The sequence below is a fragment of the Pseudomonas prosekii genome (assembly GCF_900105155.1).
Classification (GTDB): Bacteria; Pseudomonadota; Gammaproteobacteria; order Pseudomonadales; family Pseudomonadaceae; genus Aquipseudomonas; species Aquipseudomonas prosekii.
Genome location: NZ_LT629762.1, coordinates 963776 through 979358 on the forward strand (window position 1 = coordinate 963776; position 15583 = coordinate 979358).

The following is a 15583-nucleotide window of genomic DNA, read 5'->3' on the forward strand; positions in this document are numbered from 1 at the left end:
GCCACCCTTAATAAGTCCGAATCTTGGGTTCAAAAGTCGGAACAGTCTTCGGCGAGAAGTTCACGGCACGCTTGGTAACGCGCTTGTCACCCGGGAAGTACAAGGTGTGGCACAGCCAGTTTTCATCGTCGCGATCTTCGAAGTCTTCACGGGCGTGAGCGCCGCGCGACTCTTTACGGATCTCTGCAGCGATGGCGGTGGCTTCGGCCACTTCCAGCAGGTTTTGCAGTTCCAGGGCTTCGATTCGAGCGGTGTTGAACGCCTGGCTCTTGTCGTTGATCTTGACGTTGGCGATACGCCCACGCAGATCGGCCAACTGGGCAATACCCTTCTGCATGTATTCGCCGGTACGGAATACACCGAAGTAGTTCTGCATGCAGCTTTGCAGCTCTTTACGCAGAGTTGCAACGTCTTCGCCTTCGGTCCGCGAGTTCAGGCCATCGAGACGTGCCAGGGCAGCGTCGATGTCGGACTGGCGTGGACGGGCGTAGTCGACGCCTTCTTTCAGGGTCTGTTCCAGGAACAGGCCAGCAGCACGACCGAATACCACCAGGTCGAGCAGCGAGTTGCCGCCCAGACGGTTGGCGCCGTGAACCGATACGCAAGCCACTTCGCCTACAGCGAACAGGCCCGGAATGATCTGGTCCACGCCTTCAGCGTCCTGGGTGATCGCCTGACCATGAATGTTGGTCGGCACGCCGCCCATCATGTAGTGGCAGGTTGGAACGACCGGAATCGGCGCCACGGCTGGATCGACGTGGGCGAAGGTCTTGGACAGTTCCATGATCCCTGGCAGACGGCTGTGCAGAACTTCTTCACCGAGGTGATCGAGTTTCAGCATCACGTGGTCGCCATCAGGACCGCAACCGTTGCCGGCGATGATTTCTTTAACCATCGAGCGAGCAACCACGTCACGACCAGCCAGGTCTTTGGCGTTCGGAGCATAACGCTCCATGAAACGCTCGCCGTGCTTGTTGATCAGGTAACCGCCTTCACCGCGGCAACCTTCTGTAACCAGTACACCGGCGCCGGCGATGCCGGTCGGGTGGAACTGCCACATTTCAATGTCTTGTACCGGCACGCCAGCACGCAGAGCCATGCCGACGCCGTCACCGGTGTTGATCAGGGCATTGGTGGTGGACGAGTAGATACGACCTGCGCCGCCAGTCGCCAGTACGGTGGCGTTGGCACGAACGTAGGAAGTTTCGCCAGTCTCGATGCAGATGACGATCATGCCGACAAAGGCACCATCTTCGTTCTTCACCAGGTCGACGCCGTAGTATTCGTTGAGGAATACGGTGCCGGCCTTGAGGTTGGCCTGGTACAGAGTGTGCAGCAGAGCGTGACCGGTACGGTCGGCAGCGGCGCACGTACGTGCAGCCTGGCCACCCTTGCCGAAGTCTTTCGACTGACCGCCGAACGGACGCTGGTAGATGCGGCCCTGCTCGGTACGGGAGAACGGCAAGCCCATGTGCTCGAGCTCGAATACCGCTTCCGGACCTACGGAACACATGTATTCGATAGCGTCCTGGTCACCGATATAGTCGGAACCCTTGACGGTATCGTACATGTGCCAGCGCCAGTCATCGTTTGGATCAGCGGAGGCGATGGCGCAGGTGATGCCACCCTGGGCGGATACAGTGTGCGAGCGAGTCGGGAAAACCTTGGTAACCACGGCAGTCTTGTGACCGCCTTGTGCCAGCTGCAGTGCGGCACGCATGCCAGCACCGCCGCCGCCAACAATAATGGCGTCGAACGAAAGCGTATTAACTGTAGTAGACATGAATCAGATACCCCAAAGAATCTGCACACCCCAGACGAAGTAGGCGAACATCGCAACGCCGCATACTGCCTGGAAGAGGAAACGTACTGCAGTCGCGGACTTGCCCAGCGCCATTGGCGTCAGGTAGTCGGTCGCGATGGTCCACATGCCGACCCAGGCGTGAGCGCCCAGGGCTACAAGGGCCAGCAGACTGAAGATACGCATCCCGTTGCTTGCAAACAGCTCATGCCATTGGACATAGCCAATGCCGGGGTGCATTGCCAGGTACCCGATCAGGAAGATGAAATAAGCCGCGAGGACAACCGCCGACACGCGCTGTGCCATCCAGTCATAGAGGCCCGAACGCGACAGGTTCGTAACGCTGGTTACCATATCCAAACTCCTGCCAGAACGATCAACACCGCAGACACGGCGATAATGATTTTCGAGCCCAGCTTGCCGCCTTCCAGCGTCTCACCGATGCCCATGTCCATGATCAAGTGGCGCACACCGGCTACCAGGTGATACAGCAAAGCGGACAGGAGGCCCCATGCTACGAACTTGGCCAGCGGGCTGGTCAAGGTTGCCTTCACGTCGGCAAAACCTTCCTCGGAACCCAAGGATTTGCTCAATGCGTACAGCATGAAGCCAATGCCCAGGAAGAGGATGATGCCGGAAACACGGTGAAGAAACGACGTAACGCCGGTGATGGGGAGTTTGATGGTCCTTAGGTCTAGGTTTACAGGTCGTTGGCTTTTCACGGCTTTTTTCACACTGAAGAGCCCCTAACAATCAGGGCAAAGTTGTTGGGGAGTGCACTGGTCAGGTAACCACCACCCAGGGATGCGACCCCCAATAAAGCAGGCCCAAAAGCCCCTGGCGGTCGGTGGCCGAGTATAGACAGTTAGGCTACTAATGACAACGCGTTCACCTTCCCCTAATAGCGCATTGCACAAGTTGTATAAAAGGCGTAAATGGCAGGCAATTTCGAGGAAAAAGTACGGTTAAAGCCTTCTGGAGCAAGACTTTAGGCAAATTGACATTCGGATTTATCTCACTATAGTAGTGCGGGCCCTGCGTGGGGGGTCTGTCTGATGATTTCAAGCATAAATAGGAGGCCACATGGCTGACAAAAAAGCGCAGTTGATCATCGAGGGCGCAGCCCCCGTCGAGCTGCCCATTTTAACCGGCACCGTTGGTCCCGATGTAATCGATGTTCGGGGCCTGACGGCCACGGGCCGTTTCACCTTTGACCCTGGCTTCATGTCGACAGCTTCCTGCGAGTCGAAGATCACCTATATCGACGGCGACAACGGCATCCTGCTGCACCGCGGCTACCCGATCGAACAGCTGGCTGAAAAGTCGGACTATCTGGAAACCTGCTATCTGCTGCTCAACGGCGAATTGCCGACCGCAGAACAGAAGGCCCAGTTCGTCAGTACCGTGAAGAACCACACCATGGTTCACGAGCAATTGAAGACCTTCTTCAACGGCTTCCGTCGCGACGCCCACCCGATGGCCGTCATGTGCGGTGTAGTTGGCGCCCTCTCGGCCTTCTACCACGACTCCCTGGACATCAATAACCCGCAGCATCGCGAAATCTCCGCGATCCGCCTGGTTGCCAAGATGCCGACCCTGGCAGCGATGGTTTACAAGTACTCCATGGGTCAACCCATGATGTACCCGCGCAACGACCTGACGTACGCGGAAAACTTCCTGCACATGATGTTCAACACGCCGTGCGAGATCAAACCGATCAGCCCGGTACTCGCCAAGGCAATGGACCGGATCTTCATCCTCCACGCCGACCACGAGCAGAACGCATCGACTTCCACCGTACGCCTGGCCGGTTCTTCGGGTGCCAACCCGTTCGCCTGTATCGCCGCCGGTATCGCTGCACTGTGGGGCCCTGCTCACGGCGGCGCCAACGAAGCAGTTCTGACCATGCTCGACGAGATTGGCGATGTGTCGAACATCGACAAGTTCATCGCCAAGGCCAAGGACAAGAACGATCCGTTCAAATTGATGGGCTTCGGTCACCGGGTTTACAAAAACCGCGACCCACGCGCTACCGTCATGAAGCAGACGTGCGACGAAGTGCTGAAGGAACTGGGGATCAATAACGATCCGCAACTCGAACTGGCGATGCGCCTGGAAGAGATTGCGTTGACTGACCCGTACTTCATCGAGCGCTCGCTGTACCCGAACGTCGATTTCTACTCGGGGATTATTCTCAAGGCGATCGGCATTCCGACCAGCATGTTCACCGTGATCTTCGCTTTGGCGCGGACTGTGGGCTGGATTTCTCACTGGAAGGAAATGCTCTCCAGCCCGTACAAGATTGGCCGTCCGCGCCAGTTGTACACTGGGTATGAGTCGCGTGATATCACCAAGCTGGAAGACCGCAAATAAGATTTGTCTTGCGATAACGTCTTAGGTTGTACCGGGAACGGTCTCTATTTATATAGAGGCCGTTTTTTGTTTGTGGGGTCTCAGCAGCGATGGGACCGACTGCGCTTGCGGGCGGTTTCGCTCTTACAGCGAGTCACTTTGGAGCTGGTTCATACACCAACAGACAAGACGCCATCGCGAGCAGGCTCACTCCCACAGGGACTTGGCTGTGGATGCCGGATTCAGGCCTGGCATCGATCCTGTAGGAGCTGAGCTTGCTCGCGAAAGCGGTGGCTCAGTCAATGCATATGCCGCCAGACACCACGCCATCGCGAGCAAGCTCGCTCCCACAGGGAATTGGCTGTGTATGCCGGATTCAGGCCTGGCATCGATCCTGTAGGAGCTGAGCTTGCTCGCGAAAGCGGTGGCTCAGTCAATGCATATGCCGCCAGACACACCGCCATCGCGAGCAGGCTCACTCCTACAAAAACCAAAGCCAAAAAAAATGCCCCGGTCTTTCGACCAGGGCATTTCAATTCAAACAACCTCTACAACGGCATCAGTGCGAAACCGCCCCGCTCGCCCCCAACCCAGTCTGCGACCGAACGAATTGCGGGAAGAACAACGCCCGTTCATTCACCCCAGCTGTCGACTTGTCAGTAACCGAGAAAAACCAGATCCCGACAAACGCAATCGCCATCGAAAACAGCGCTGGATACTCGTACGGGAAAATTGCCTTTTCGTTATGCAGAATCTGCACCCAAATGGTTGGCCCGAGCACCATCAAACCAACCGCACTGATCAGCCCCAACCAGCCGCCAATCATCGCGCCACGGGTCGTCAGCTTCTTCCAGTACATCGAAAGCAACAACACCGGGAAGTTACAGCTCGCCGCAATCGAGAACGCCAAGCCAACCATGAACGCAATGTTCTGGCTCTCGAACAAAATCCCCAGGCCAATCGCCAGTACCCCCAGCGCAACCGTGGTGATCTTCGAAACGCGGATCTCATCCTTATCGTTGGCTTTGCCCTTCTTGATCACACTGGCATACAAGTCATGCGACACCGCCGTTGCACCGGCCAGCGTCAAACCTGCCACAACCGCCAGAATGGTCGCGAACGCTACCGCCGAAATGAAGCCGAGGAACACACTGCCACCGACCGCATTGGCCAAGTGCACCGCCGCCATGTTGTTACCGCCCAACAATGCGCCAGCCGCGTCCTTGAACGCAGGATTGGTGCTGACCAACAGGATCGCGCCAAAACCGATGATGAACGTAAGAATGTAGAAGTAGCCAATGAAGCCAGTTGCGTACAGCACGCTCTTGCGCGCTTCTTTTGCGTCACTCACGGTGAAGAAGCGCATCAGAATGTGCGGCAGGCCAGCGGTACCGAACATCAGCGCCAGACCCAGCGAGAACGCCGAAATCGGGTCTTTCACCAGTCCGCCAGGGCTCATGATCGCCTCGCCTTTCGGGTGCACCTTGATCGCTTCGGAGAACAGCATGTTGAAGTCGAAGTTGACGTGTTTCATCACCATCAGCGCCATGAACGAGGCACCGGACAGCAGCAGCACAGCCTTGATGATCTGCACCCAAGTGGTCGCCAACATGCCGCCGAACAGCACGTACATGCACATCAGGATACCGACGAGGATCACCGCGACGTAGTAGTCGAGGCCGAACAGCAGTTGGATCAGCTTGCCGGCACCGACCATTTGCGCGATCAGGTAGAAAGCCACCACCACCAGCGAACCGCAGGCAGACAAGGTGCGGATCTGGGTTTGCCCGAGGCGGTAGGACGCCACGTCGGCAAACGTGTATTTGCCCAGGTTACGCAGGCGCTCGGCGATCAGGAACAGAATGATCGGCCAACCCACGAGGAAGCCGATCGAGTAGATCAAGCCGTCGTAGCCAGAGGTGAACACCAGCGCGGAAATACCCAGGAAAGACGCCGCCGACATGTAGTCGCCGGCAATCGCCAAGCCGTTCTGGAAACCGGTGATCTTGCCGCCGGCCGCATAGTAGTCGGCCGCCGAGTTGTTGCGCTTGGACGCCCAGTACGTGATGCACAGGGTCAAACCGACGAACGCCACGAACATCAGGATCGCGGACACGTTCAGCGGTTGTTTGTGCACTTCGCCGGTCAGCGCTTCAGCCGCCCAAACGCCCGGTGCGAACGCTGCAATGCTCAATAGAGCGATTAGACCCCGGATCATTGCTGAGCCTCCTTGAGAATCGCATTGTTCAGGTCGTCAAATTCGCCATTGGCGCGTTTTACGTAGATTCCGGTCAGGACAAACGCTGACAGGATCAACCCGACACCAATCGGTATCCCCCAGGTAATAGAAGACTCGGGGCTGATCTTCGCGCCCAGCACATGCGGGCCGTAAGCGATCAGAAGGATGAAGCCGGAGTAAAGCCCAAGCATGATCGCCGATAGAATCCAGGCGAACTTTTCTCGCTTACCAACCAGCTCCTTGAAGCGCGGGCTGTTTTGAATCGAGAGGTAAATGCTGTCGTTCATTGTTTTTATCCTCGCAGCACAGATTATTGTTAGAACGTAGCCACTTTATGCGGCTGCGGGACGGCTTCCAGACGACCTTAGTATTAGAACGACATGACAGAATTGCCATTTTCCAGAACTAAATAATTAGCTTGCTTTGTACCTGTGCGAGCAAGGCTTGCCCGCGATGGCGATTGCGAGAACGCCATCGCGGTCAAGCCGTGCTCCTACAGAAATGCAAAAGGCCCCTTGGCAGTTTTGCCAAAGGGCCTTGAGAAGTACGGGCTAGACACTTCTAGCTAGATCACTTGATCCAGTCGGCAACACGTTCCGGGTGTTTTGCCACCCAGGCCTTGGCCGCCGCGTCAGGCTTGGCGCCGTCCTGGATCGCCAGCATGACTTCGCCGATTTCGTCCTTCGACGCCCACTGGAAGTTTTTCAGGAATTTCGCCACTTCCGGCGCCTTGGTCGCCAAATCCTTGCTGCCAATGTTGTTCACGGTTTCCGCCGCGCCGTATACGCCTTTCGGATCGTCGAGGAAACGCAGTTTCCACTTGGCAAACATCCAGTGCGGCACCCAACCGGTGACGGCGATGGATTCGTTTTTCTTCTCGGCACGGGTCAGCTCGGCAATCATGCCGGCGCCGGAACTGGCTTTGAGCGTGTAGTTGCTCAGGCCGTAGTCCTTGATCGCCTGATCGGTCTTGAGCATCACGCCCGACCCGGCGTCGATGCCGACGATGCGATTTTTGAAGGTGTCATCGGTTTTCAGATCGTCGATGGACTTGGCTTTGACGTACTCCGGCACGATCAGGCCGATTTTTGCATCCTTGAAGTTCGGGCCGTAATCGACGACCTGATCCTTGTTCTTGGTCCAGTATTCGCCGTGGGTCACGGGCAGCCACGCCGAGAGCATGGCGTCGAGTTTGCCGGTCGCCACGCCTTGCCACATGATCCCGGTGGCGACGGCTTGCAGCTTCACGTCATAACCGAGTTTCTGCTTGATCACTTCCGCGGCCACGTGGGTGGTCGCGACGCTGTCGGACCAGCCGTCAACGTAACCGATGCTCAGGGTCTTGGTCTCGGCATTGGCGAATGTGGAGCCAATCGCAAGCACCAGTGCGGCACTCGCGCCTAAAAGTCGTCGCATCTTCATCGTTACTTCCCCGAAAGTGCTGCGCCCGACGGATGCCGAGCGGCGTCAACGTATTGTTATGGTGCACAGCGCCCCCACTTCACCTGAACGCAACTGCGCGCGCATCGGCGCGATTGATCAAGGAGAACACTGACGCCTCGATAATCAACCTGACGCCATCCGCGACCTGCTCTGCCAGCGACCTCAAGGCATCGAGAAACGACATCAGAAGGCCATTAATCGCGACCAGCGCAAACACCCTCACCGATCCGCCCGAACTTTGCATGTCAAAATCATGCAAGGCCCCAAGCGCGCGGCAAATACAGGTAACATGCGCGGCTTTGCTCCCAGACGGCCAGACCATGCCCGCGACTTCACGCTTTCCTTTTTTTGCCTATCTATTCGCTTGCCTGCTGGGGCTGTTTGCCCTCGGCGGCTTCTGGTACGGCCTCGGCAAACCGGTGATTCTGCCGGACGCGGCCAGCGCCACGCACAAGTTGCAATGCGCCTCGTACACGCCATTCGACAAAGACCAGTCGCCGTTCGATCAGCCGTTCAAATTGCGCCCCGAGCGCATGGACGCCGACCTCGCGCTGCTGGCCACACGCTTTGAATGCATCCGCACGTATTCCATGACCGGCCTCGAAGCCCTGCCCGACCTGGCGCGCAAGCACGGTTTGAAGCTGATGATCGGCGCCTGGGTCAACAACAACCCGGTCGACACCGCCAAGGAAGTCGACCTGCTGATTGCCTCGGCCAACGCCAACCCGGACGTCGTAACCTCGGTGATCGTCGGCAACGAAGCCTTGCTTCGCAAAGAAGTCACCGGCGCGCAATTGGCCAAACTGATCAACAAGGTCAAGAGCGCGATCAAGCAACCCGTTACCTATGCCGACGTCTGGGAATTCTGGTTGAAGCACCCGGAAGTCGCGCCAGCGGTGGATTTCCTGACCATCCATTTGCTGCCTTACTGGGAAGATGATCCGTCGAACATCGACGCCGCCCTGCAACACGTCGCTGAAGTGCGCCAGGTGTTCGGCAACAAGTTCGCACCCAAAGACGTGATGATCGGCGAAACCGGCTGGCCGAGCGAAGGCCGCCAGCGTGAAACCGCGCTGCCGAGCCGGGTCAACGAGGCCAAGTTCATCCGTGGTTTTGTAGCGATGGCCGAAGAGCAGAATTGGCATTACAACCTGATCGAAGCGTTTGACCAGCCATGGAAACGCGCCAGTGAAGGTGCCGTCGGCGGTTATTGGGGTTTGTACGATGCCGATCGTCAGGACAAAGGTGTGCTGGCCGGCCCGGTGTCGAACGTGCCGTACTGGTCGCAATGGCTGGCGGTGGGCGCGCTGATCTTCCTCGGCACCTTGCTGCTGGGCGGCCGGGTTCGCAGCACTCGCGCGGCGTTGGTGTTGCCGCTGCTGGGCGCACTGGCGGCTTGCTCGATTGGCGCCTGGGGCGATCTGGCGCGAGTCACCACACGCTTTGCCAGCGAATGGTTGTGGGTGGGCTTGCTGACCGCGCTGAATCTGCTGGTGCTGGCGCATGCCGCACTGACCTTGAGCGCCCGCACCGGTTGGCGCGCCAAGGCCTTTGCTGTGCTGGAACGCTGGGCGGGCTGGCTGGTCGCCGCGGCCGGGTTTGCGGCGGCGGTGATGATGTTGGAATTGGTTTTCGATCCGCGTTATCGCAGCTTTCCGAGCGTCGCGTTCATCCTGCCGGCGCTGGTGTACCTGTGCCGTCCAGTGAGTGTGCCGCGTCGGGAAATTGCCTTGCTGACCTTCATCATCGGCGCCGGCATTGCGCCGCAGCTGTTTCGTGAAGGTTTGCAGAACCAGCAGGCCTGGGGTTGGGCGCTGTTGAGCGTGTTGATGGTTGCAGCGTTGTGGCGGTGTTTGCGGGTTCGCAAGGGCTGATCTTCGGAGCCTTTACGGGCCTCATCGCGGGCAAGCCTTGCTCCTACGGATTTGTGTCGTTCACATCATTTGTGTACGACGCAACCCTGTAGGAGCAAGGCTTGCCCGCGATGCGATCTGTCAAACGCTGCGGCTTTCCCGGACCAAGCGCAACGCCGCAATCACTACCGCAAACACCGCTAACGTCGTGTTGTACAACGCCAACGCCGGGAACCCCAGCACCAGCGCCAACACTGCCAGCCACCAACCGGCGCGGCCCGGCACGACAAAACCGATCAGCGCTGCGGCCAACGCGCCCCAGCCCAACACCTTGAAGTGAATCATCAGACCCAGGTTCGAGCGCACCTGGCATTCCCAGCGGCTCGCCTCGTCCACGCAGAGGCCGACCCATTGCGCGTCCTCCATGAAGCCATAACGCGCGCCATAACTGGCGGCCAGCCACAAGGGCAGCAAAACAAGCAGCAGAATCACGGGCAGACGGCGAGACATGGAGCACTCCAATAAGCGAAAACGGCGGCCAGCTTAATCTCCCGCCAGCCTTGTGCAAGCCTTAACAACAGTTAACTGGGCAAGCAATCGCTGCAAAGTGTATCGTCCCGCTACTATTACTCCGAATTCAGCCCTGATTGGTGCCGCTCCATGGCACTTTGGCGCAAACCCCGTGGTCATAGCCTGCGAACTTCATTCGGCACCTTTCCTCTAAGGGATTTAGTCATGCTCCGTTCCTTGCGCTTCGCCGCCCTGTTTGGCGGCCTTATTTTGAGTGCGTCCGCACTGGCGGTCGACATCGACGCCGCCAGCTATGGCTTCCCCTTGACGAATCCGTTCGAGGCGACGATTGCCACCACACCACCGGACTTGCGCCCGGAGTTGCCGGCCAACGAAGACATCAATCAGGAAGACCGTAGTGTGCGGTTGCGCCCTGAACGTGAGTTCAGCCTGCCGGATAACTTCTGGCCGGTAAAAAAGCTCACCTATCGCATCGCCACCCAGGATCACGCGGCACCGCTGATTTTTCTGATCGCCGGTACCGGCGCGCGTTATGACAGCAGCCTCAACGAATACCTGAAGAAGCTTTATTACAAAGCCGGTTACCACGTGGTGCAGCTGTCGTCGCCGACCAGTTTCGACTTCATCAGCGCTGCGTCACGCTTCGCCACGCCGGGCATTACCAAGGAAGACGCCGAGGACATGTACCGGGTGATGCAGGCCGTTCGGGCGCAAAACCCGAAAACGCCGGTCACCGAGTACTACCTCACCGGTTACAGCCTGGGTGCGCTGGATGCCGCGTTCGTCGCGCATCTGGACGAAACCCGTCGCAGCTTCAACTTCAAGAAAGTCTTGCTGTTGAATCCGCCGGTGAACCTCTACACCTCGATCACCAACCTGGACAAACTGGTCCAGACCGAGGTTAAAGGCATCAACAACAGCACCACGTTCTACGAATTGGTGCTGAACAAGCTGACCCGCTACTTCCAGCAAAAAGGCTACATCGACCTCAACGATGCGCTGCTGTATGACTTCCAACAGTCCAAGCAGCACCTGAGCAACGAACAGATGGCCATGCTGATCGGCACCTCGTTCCGTTTCTCGGCCGCCGACATTGCCTTTACCTCCGACCTGATCAACCGTCGCGGTCTGATCACGCCGCCGAAATACCCGATCACCGAAGGCACCAGCCTCACGCCGTTCCTCAAGCGTGCGCTGCAATGCGATTTCGACTGCTACATCACCGAACAAGTGATCCCGATGTGGCGCGCCCGCACCGACGGCGGCAGCCTGCTGCAACTGATCGATCAGGTGAGCTTGTATGCGCTGACGGATTACCTGCGCGACAGTCCGAAAATCTCGGTCATGCACAACGCTGACGACGTGATTCTCGGCCCAGGCGACCTCGGTTTCCTGCGCAAGACATTCGGTGACCGCTTGACCGTTTACCCATTGGGCGGCCATTGCGGCAACCTTAACTATCGCGTCAACAGCGACGCCATGCTGGAGTTCTTCCGTGGCTAAATATCTCCTGCTTATCGCAGCGTTACTCTGTGCAGGCGTCGCCAATGCCGACAACAGCAAAGCCAACGCACCCGTGGTGATCGACGGTGACGGCTTCAAGGAACCGCTGAGCAAACTCAAGTTCAACCCGGGCCTGGACCAACGCGAATTCGAGCGTTCGACGCTCAACGCGCTGAACGTCTACGACCCGCTGGAAGAGTGGAACCGTCGGGTTTACCACTTCAACTACCGTTTCGATGAATGGGTGTTCCTGCCCGTGGTCGATGGCTATCGCTACATCACCCCAAGCTTCCTGCGCACCGGCGTGAGCAACTTCTTCAACAACCTCGGCGACGTGCCGAACCTGCTTAACAGCATGTTGCAGTTGAAGGGCCATCGCTCGCTGGAAACCACCGCGCGGCTGCTGCTCAACACCACGATCGGCGTCGCCGGCCTGTGGGACCCGGCGACCGCCATGGGCCTGCCGCGCCAGAGCGAAGACTTCGGCCAGACGCTGGGCTTCTACGGCGTGCCGGGTGGCGCCTACTTCGTGCTGCCGATCCTCGGCCCATCGAACCTGCGTGACACCGCAGGCCTGGTGGTCGACTACAGCGGCGAGGCGGCGGTCAACTTCTTGAACGTCTCTGAAGTCAGCTCCAACCATCCGGAAATCTGGGCTTTGCGCGCGGTCGACAAGCGCCACCAGAACAGCTTCCGCTACGGCCAGCTCAACTCGCCGTTCGAGTACGAGAAGGTGCGTTACGTCTACACCGAGTCGCGCAAGTTGCAGATCGCCGAGTAACCCTGGCATTACATAATCTGCGGGCAACAAAAAAGGCCATTCGATGCGAGTCGAATGGCCTTTTTTTGCGCGGTGGATCCTACACCCGAAATCCCCTGTGGGAGCGAGCTTGCTCGCGATGAGGGCATAACATTCAACATATACGCTGACTGTTACACCGCCATCGCGAGCAAGCTCGCTCCCACCATGATCAGCGTCGGCTTCAGCCTTTGACTGATTTCCAGAGTTTGCCCACCAGCATCACAACCGCCAATACCGCCGCGCCGGCAACAATGCCCGCCACCGCGTTGAGCAACGTCGGCACGATAAACGCTGCCCCGCCGGCGCTGGCGCTGACGCCTTCGATCCAGTGATGCACTACCGGTAAGCCGTGGGTGAGAATCCCGCCGCCGACCAGAAACATCGCGGCAGTGCCGATCACCGACAGGCTTTTCATCATGTACGGCGCCGCACGCAGAATCGCGCCGCCGATGCTTTTGGCCACTTGACCCGGCTTCTGCGTCAACCACAGGCCCAAGTCATCGAGTTTGACGATGCCCGCCACCAAGCCGTAAACGCCGATGGTCATGACAATGGCGATACCCGACAGCACGATCACTTGCTGGGTCAGCGACGCGTCTGCCACGGTGCCGAGGGTGATGGCGATGATTTCCGCGGAGAGAATGAAGTCGGTGCGGATCGCGCCTTTGATCTTGCCCTTTTCGAACGCCACCAGATCGGTCGCCGGGTCAGCCACTGCTTCGACCAGTTGCGCGTGCTCAGCCTTAGCTTCTTCTTTGTGCAGGAACTTGTGCGCGAGTTTCTCGAAACCTTCGAAGCACAGGTAAGCGCCGCCGACCATCAACAGCGGCGTCACCAGCCATGGAATGAACGCGCTGATGGCCAGCGCCGAAGGCACCAGGATCAGCTTGTTGAGGAACGAGCCCTTGGCTACCGCCCACACCACCGGGATTTCCCGCTCGGCGCGCACGCCACTGACTTGCTGGGCGTTGAGCGCCAGGTCGTCGCCGAGCACGCCAGCGGTCTTCTTCGCGGCCATTTTGGTCATCAACGCTACATCGTCGAGTACCGCGGCGATGTCGTCGATCAGCAACAGCAAACTGCTTCCTGCCATGAATCAGGTTTCCTTCAAATGTGGAATGCCGCGCAGCATAGCGCGAGCCGGCGCACCGTGGGGCATTCTTGAGCGCTGCGCGAGCCCGGTGCTACCATGCGCAACCGCCAGAACAGGCAAGGAACTCCCTGGTTCAAGGAACTAACTGGTTTATGAGCACTATCCGCGAGCGCAACAAAGAACTGATCCTGCGTGCCGCCAGTGAAGAGTTTGCCGACAAGGGCTTCGCTGCGACCAAAACCAGTGATATCGCGGCCAAAGCGGGATTGCCCAAGCCCAACGTCTATTACTACTTCAAGTCCAAGGAAAACCTCTACCGCGAGGTTTTGCAGAGCATCATCGAGCCGATCCTGCAGGCCTCGACGCCGTTCAACGCTGACGGCGTGCCGGGCGAAGTGCTGAGCGGTTACATCCGTTCGAAAATCCGCATCTCCCGCGACCTGCCGTTCGCCTCCAAAGTGTTCGCCAGCGAAATCATGCACGGCGCCCCGCACTTGAGCGCCGACCTGGTCGAACGCCTCAACGGCCAGGCCAAGCACAACATCGACTGCATCCAGACCTGGATCGACCGCGGCCAAATCGCCCCGATCGACCCCAACCACCTGATGTTCAGCATCTGGGCGGCGACCCAGACGTATGCTGATTTCGATTGGCAGATTTCGGCGGTGACCGGCAAGACGAAGCTGGATGAGGCGGATTATGAAGCGGCGGCGCAGACGATTATTCGCCTGGTGCTCAAGGGGTGTGAGCCGGATCGGTAGATCCGGTCGTCAATCAGGAAAAGATCGCAGCCTTCGCAAGCCTGCGATCTTTTGCTTTTAAGCTTCGCTGCCCATCAACCAACGCAGCGCTTGCGGGAACGAAGTTCGCCAGTCATCCGGGAACGTGTGCCCTTCTTCGTGGGTGCGGGATTTGACCTCGTTGCCGTCACTGAACAGCTTGCGGAAATCGGTGGCCATCTGCTGGTTGCGCGGCCCTTCCATCTTGCCGTTGATCACGAACACCCGTTTGCCATGGGCCTTGCTCACGGCCGGGGTTGGCTGCATGCCACCGGGCGACAGCAGCAGTGCGCCGGCGTAGTCATCCGGATGCTGCGCCAACAGCGCGCTGGCATGTTGCGAGCCTTGGGAGAAGCCCATCAGGTAAACATGCTTGCGGTCGATGCATTGCTGCGCCTCCAGTTCTTTCAAGCCGTTCTGCACCGCTTTATGGGTGCCTTCAAAGCCCGGACCGATCCAGCGGAAGCTGTCTACCGCATTGATCATCTCGGTGCCGTTGATGCCGAGAACGATCACGCCGGTGTCCGCGAGCGACTGATAATCATCGACCTCACCGTTGACCCCGTAACCATGCATCCAGACCAGCACCGGTCGGCACGCGGCGGGCACGGGAACACTGGCAGGAGGATTGAGCACCGAAATCGCGCCGACCTTGCCGGGGGCGATTTTCTGATAGCGCTGCTGGGCATTGGCCAGCACGGTTTTGTAAGTGGCGGTCTGGCGCAGCTCGGAAAAGTCTTCGTCGCTGGCTAGCATCGGGCCGAACCACATGCCGCGATCATCGGCTTCCCTCAGGAAGCGCTGCGCCAGTTTGTCATCGCCGCGCCGGGCAAACAGCGCCGCCACCTGATAAGGCGCGAGCATTTGCTTGGGATCTTCACGGCTGGCCGCCAGATAAACCGCGATGGCTTGCAAGGTGTCGGTTTCTTCGAGCGTTTCGGCCCTCGCCATCAGCTCATCGACGTCGTCGGCGTTGAGCAGCGCGGTGACCACCGGGCTGAGTGCCTGGAACGCGATGTCATCGGCGTCCAGCGGTTCGGCGGCGTGCAGAAAGGGTGTGCAGAGGGTCATGGCCGTGGCCAGGGTGATGCCAAGTAGCGTCTTCACGCAGATCTTCCTTGATACAAAAACGAGAGGGGCGGCAGTCTATCGACCCCGCCCCGCTTCGTCACCACTGCGCTGTTGGC

15 protein-coding genes are annotated in these 15583 nt (G+C 58.6%); 5 read left to right on the forward strand and 10 right to left on the reverse strand.

Going from position 1 to position 15583, the window contains the following annotated elements; all coding sequences use genetic code 11:
* Nucleotides 1-7: 7 nt before the first annotated feature.
* From sdhA to sdhC, 3 genes are read right to left on the reverse strand one after another with little or no spacing between them, the layout of a single operon-like run.
* Nucleotides 8-1783 (reverse strand): succinate dehydrogenase flavoprotein subunit, encoded by a 1776-nt coding sequence (sdhA, locus tag BLU01_RS04415; protein WP_092271333.1) that lies wholly within the window; start codon nt 1781-1783, stop codon nt 8-10.
* A gap of 3 nt (nt 1784-1786) precedes the next feature.
* Entirely contained in the window at nt 1787-2155 is a 369-nt protein-coding gene (gene sdhD, locus BLU01_RS04420) for a succinate dehydrogenase, hydrophobic membrane anchor protein (RefSeq protein ID WP_092271335.1), read from the reverse strand.
* A complete protein-coding gene (gene sdhC, locus BLU01_RS04425; RefSeq protein ID WP_178076575.1) occupies nt 2149-2535 on the reverse strand; it encodes a succinate dehydrogenase, cytochrome b556 subunit in 387 nt (128 codons plus the stop codon). Before sdhC ends, sdhD begins: the two co-directional genes overlap by 7 nt.
* Nucleotides 2536-2884: 349 nt before the next feature.
* On the opposite strand from sdhC, the gene gltA reads away from it, so the two are divergent.
* Nucleotides 2885-4174 carry a citrate synthase gene (gene gltA, locus BLU01_RS04430; protein WP_003222994.1) on the forward strand — a complete coding sequence of 430 codons (1290 nt, stop codon included), beginning with the start codon at nt 2885-2887 and terminating at the stop codon, nt 4172-4174.
* Nucleotides 4175-4712: 538 nt separating this feature from the next.
* On the opposite strand, the gene BLU01_RS04435 is transcribed toward gltA, so the two are convergent.
* The 4 genes from BLU01_RS04435 to BLU01_RS04450 form a co-directional block, all read right to left on the reverse strand.
* On the reverse strand, nt 4713-6371 hold the full coding sequence (locus BLU01_RS04435; protein ID WP_092271337.1) for a cation acetate symporter: 1659 nt from the start codon (nt 6369-6371) through the stop codon (nt 4713-4715).
* On the reverse strand, nt 6368-6679 hold the full coding sequence (locus tag BLU01_RS04440; protein ID WP_092271339.1) for a DUF485 domain-containing protein: 312 nt from the start codon (nt 6677-6679) through the stop codon (nt 6368-6370). The genes BLU01_RS04435 and BLU01_RS04440 overlap by 4 nt, the downstream gene beginning before the upstream one ends.
* Nucleotides 6680-6962: 283 nt before the next feature.
* Complete coding sequence (locus BLU01_RS04445) at nt 6963-7814, reverse strand: glycine betaine ABC transporter substrate-binding protein (protein ID WP_092271341.1); 852 nt, start codon at nt 7812-7814, stop codon at nt 6963-6965.
* A gap of 79 nt (nt 7815-7893) precedes the next feature.
* Nucleotides 7894-8079 (reverse strand): hypothetical protein, encoded by a 186-nt coding sequence (locus BLU01_RS04450; RefSeq protein ID WP_231987130.1) that lies wholly within the window; start codon nt 8077-8079, stop codon nt 7894-7896.
* Nucleotides 8080-8113: 34 nt separating this feature from the next.
* Here BLU01_RS04450 and BLU01_RS04455 point away from each other — a divergent pair, with 34 nt between their 5' ends.
* Nucleotides 8114-9709, forward strand: a complete 1596-nt coding sequence (locus tag BLU01_RS04455) for a glycoside hydrolase family 17 protein (RefSeq protein ID WP_092281462.1) — start codon at nt 8114-8116, stop codon at nt 9707-9709.
* A 120-nt stretch (nt 9710-9829) separates the two neighbouring features.
* Here the strand turns inward: BLU01_RS04455 and BLU01_RS04460 are convergent, their stop codons facing one another.
* Entirely contained in the window at nt 9830-10198 is a 369-nt protein-coding gene (locus BLU01_RS04460) for a hypothetical protein (RefSeq protein ID WP_092271345.1), read from the reverse strand.
* A 225-nt stretch (nt 10199-10423) separates the two neighbouring features.
* Here BLU01_RS04460 and BLU01_RS04465 point away from each other — a divergent pair, with 225 nt between their 5' ends.
* Nucleotides 10424-11722 carry a serine/threonine protein kinase gene (locus BLU01_RS04465; RefSeq protein ID WP_092271347.1) on the forward strand — a complete coding sequence of 433 codons (1299 nt, stop codon included), beginning with the start codon at nt 10424-10426 and terminating at the stop codon, nt 11720-11722.
* Nucleotides 11715-12503, forward strand: coding sequence for an MlaA family lipoprotein (locus BLU01_RS04470; protein WP_092271349.1), 789 nt, complete (start codon nt 11715-11717; stop codon nt 12501-12503). The genes BLU01_RS04465 and BLU01_RS04470 overlap by 8 nt, the downstream gene beginning before the upstream one ends.
* A gap of 202 nt (nt 12504-12705) precedes the next feature.
* Here BLU01_RS04470 and BLU01_RS04475 read toward each other — a convergent pair whose 3' ends face one another.
* Entirely contained in the window at nt 12706-13617 is a 912-nt protein-coding gene (locus tag BLU01_RS04475; RefSeq protein ID WP_092271351.1) for a DUF808 domain-containing protein, read from the reverse strand.
* A gap of 152 nt (nt 13618-13769) precedes the next feature.
* Here BLU01_RS04475 and BLU01_RS04480 point away from each other — a divergent pair, with 152 nt between their 5' ends.
* Entirely contained in the window at nt 13770-14378 is a 609-nt protein-coding gene (locus tag BLU01_RS04480) for a TetR/AcrR family transcriptional regulator (protein WP_092271353.1), read from the forward strand.
* Nucleotides 14379-14435: 57 nt separating this feature from the next.
* On the opposite strand, the gene BLU01_RS04485 is transcribed toward BLU01_RS04480, so the two are convergent.
* Nucleotides 14436-15503, reverse strand: coding sequence for a hypothetical protein (locus BLU01_RS04485; RefSeq protein ID WP_092271355.1), 1068 nt, complete (start codon nt 15501-15503; stop codon nt 14436-14438).
* Nucleotides 15504-15583 lie beyond the last annotated feature (80 nt).

Bases quoted from the DNA above. Each gene is read 5' to 3' on its own strand.
- BLU01_RS04450 (WP_231987130.1), bottom strand. From the start codon at position 8,079: ATGCAAAGTTCGGGCGGATCGGTGAGGGTGTTTGCGCTGGTCGCGATT.
- sdhA (WP_092271333.1), bottom strand. From the start codon at position 1,783: ATGTCTACTACAGTTAATACGCTTTCGTTCGACGCCATTATTGTTGGC.
- BLU01_RS04475 (WP_092271351.1), bottom strand. From the start codon at position 13,617: ATGGCAGGAAGCAGTTTGCTGTTGCTGATCGACGACATCGCCGCGGTA.
- gltA (WP_003222994.1), top strand. From the start codon at position 2,885: ATGGCTGACAAAAAAGCGCAGTTGATCATCGAGGGCGCAGCCCCCGTC.
- sdhD (WP_092271335.1), bottom strand. From the start codon at position 2,155: ATGGTAACCAGCGTTACGAACCTGTCGCGTTCGGGCCTCTATGACTGG.
- BLU01_RS04445 (WP_092271341.1), bottom strand. From the start codon at position 7,814: ATGAAGATGCGACGACTTTTAGGCGCGAGTGCCGCACTGGTGCTTGCG.
- BLU01_RS04440 (WP_092271339.1), bottom strand. From the start codon at position 6,679: ATGAACGACAGCATTTACCTCTCGATTCAAAACAGCCCGCGCTTCAAG.
- BLU01_RS04435 (WP_092271337.1), bottom strand. From the start codon at position 6,371: ATGATCCGGGGTCTAATCGCTCTATTGAGCATTGCAGCGTTCGCACCG.
- BLU01_RS04460 (WP_092271345.1), bottom strand. From the start codon at position 10,198: ATGTCTCGCCGTCTGCCCGTGATTCTGCTGCTTGTTTTGCTGCCCTTG.
- BLU01_RS04465 (WP_092271347.1), top strand. From the start codon at position 10,424: ATGCTCCGTTCCTTGCGCTTCGCCGCCCTGTTTGGCGGCCTTATTTTG.
- BLU01_RS04480 (WP_092271353.1), top strand. From the start codon at position 13,770: ATGAGCACTATCCGCGAGCGCAACAAAGAACTGATCCTGCGTGCCGCC.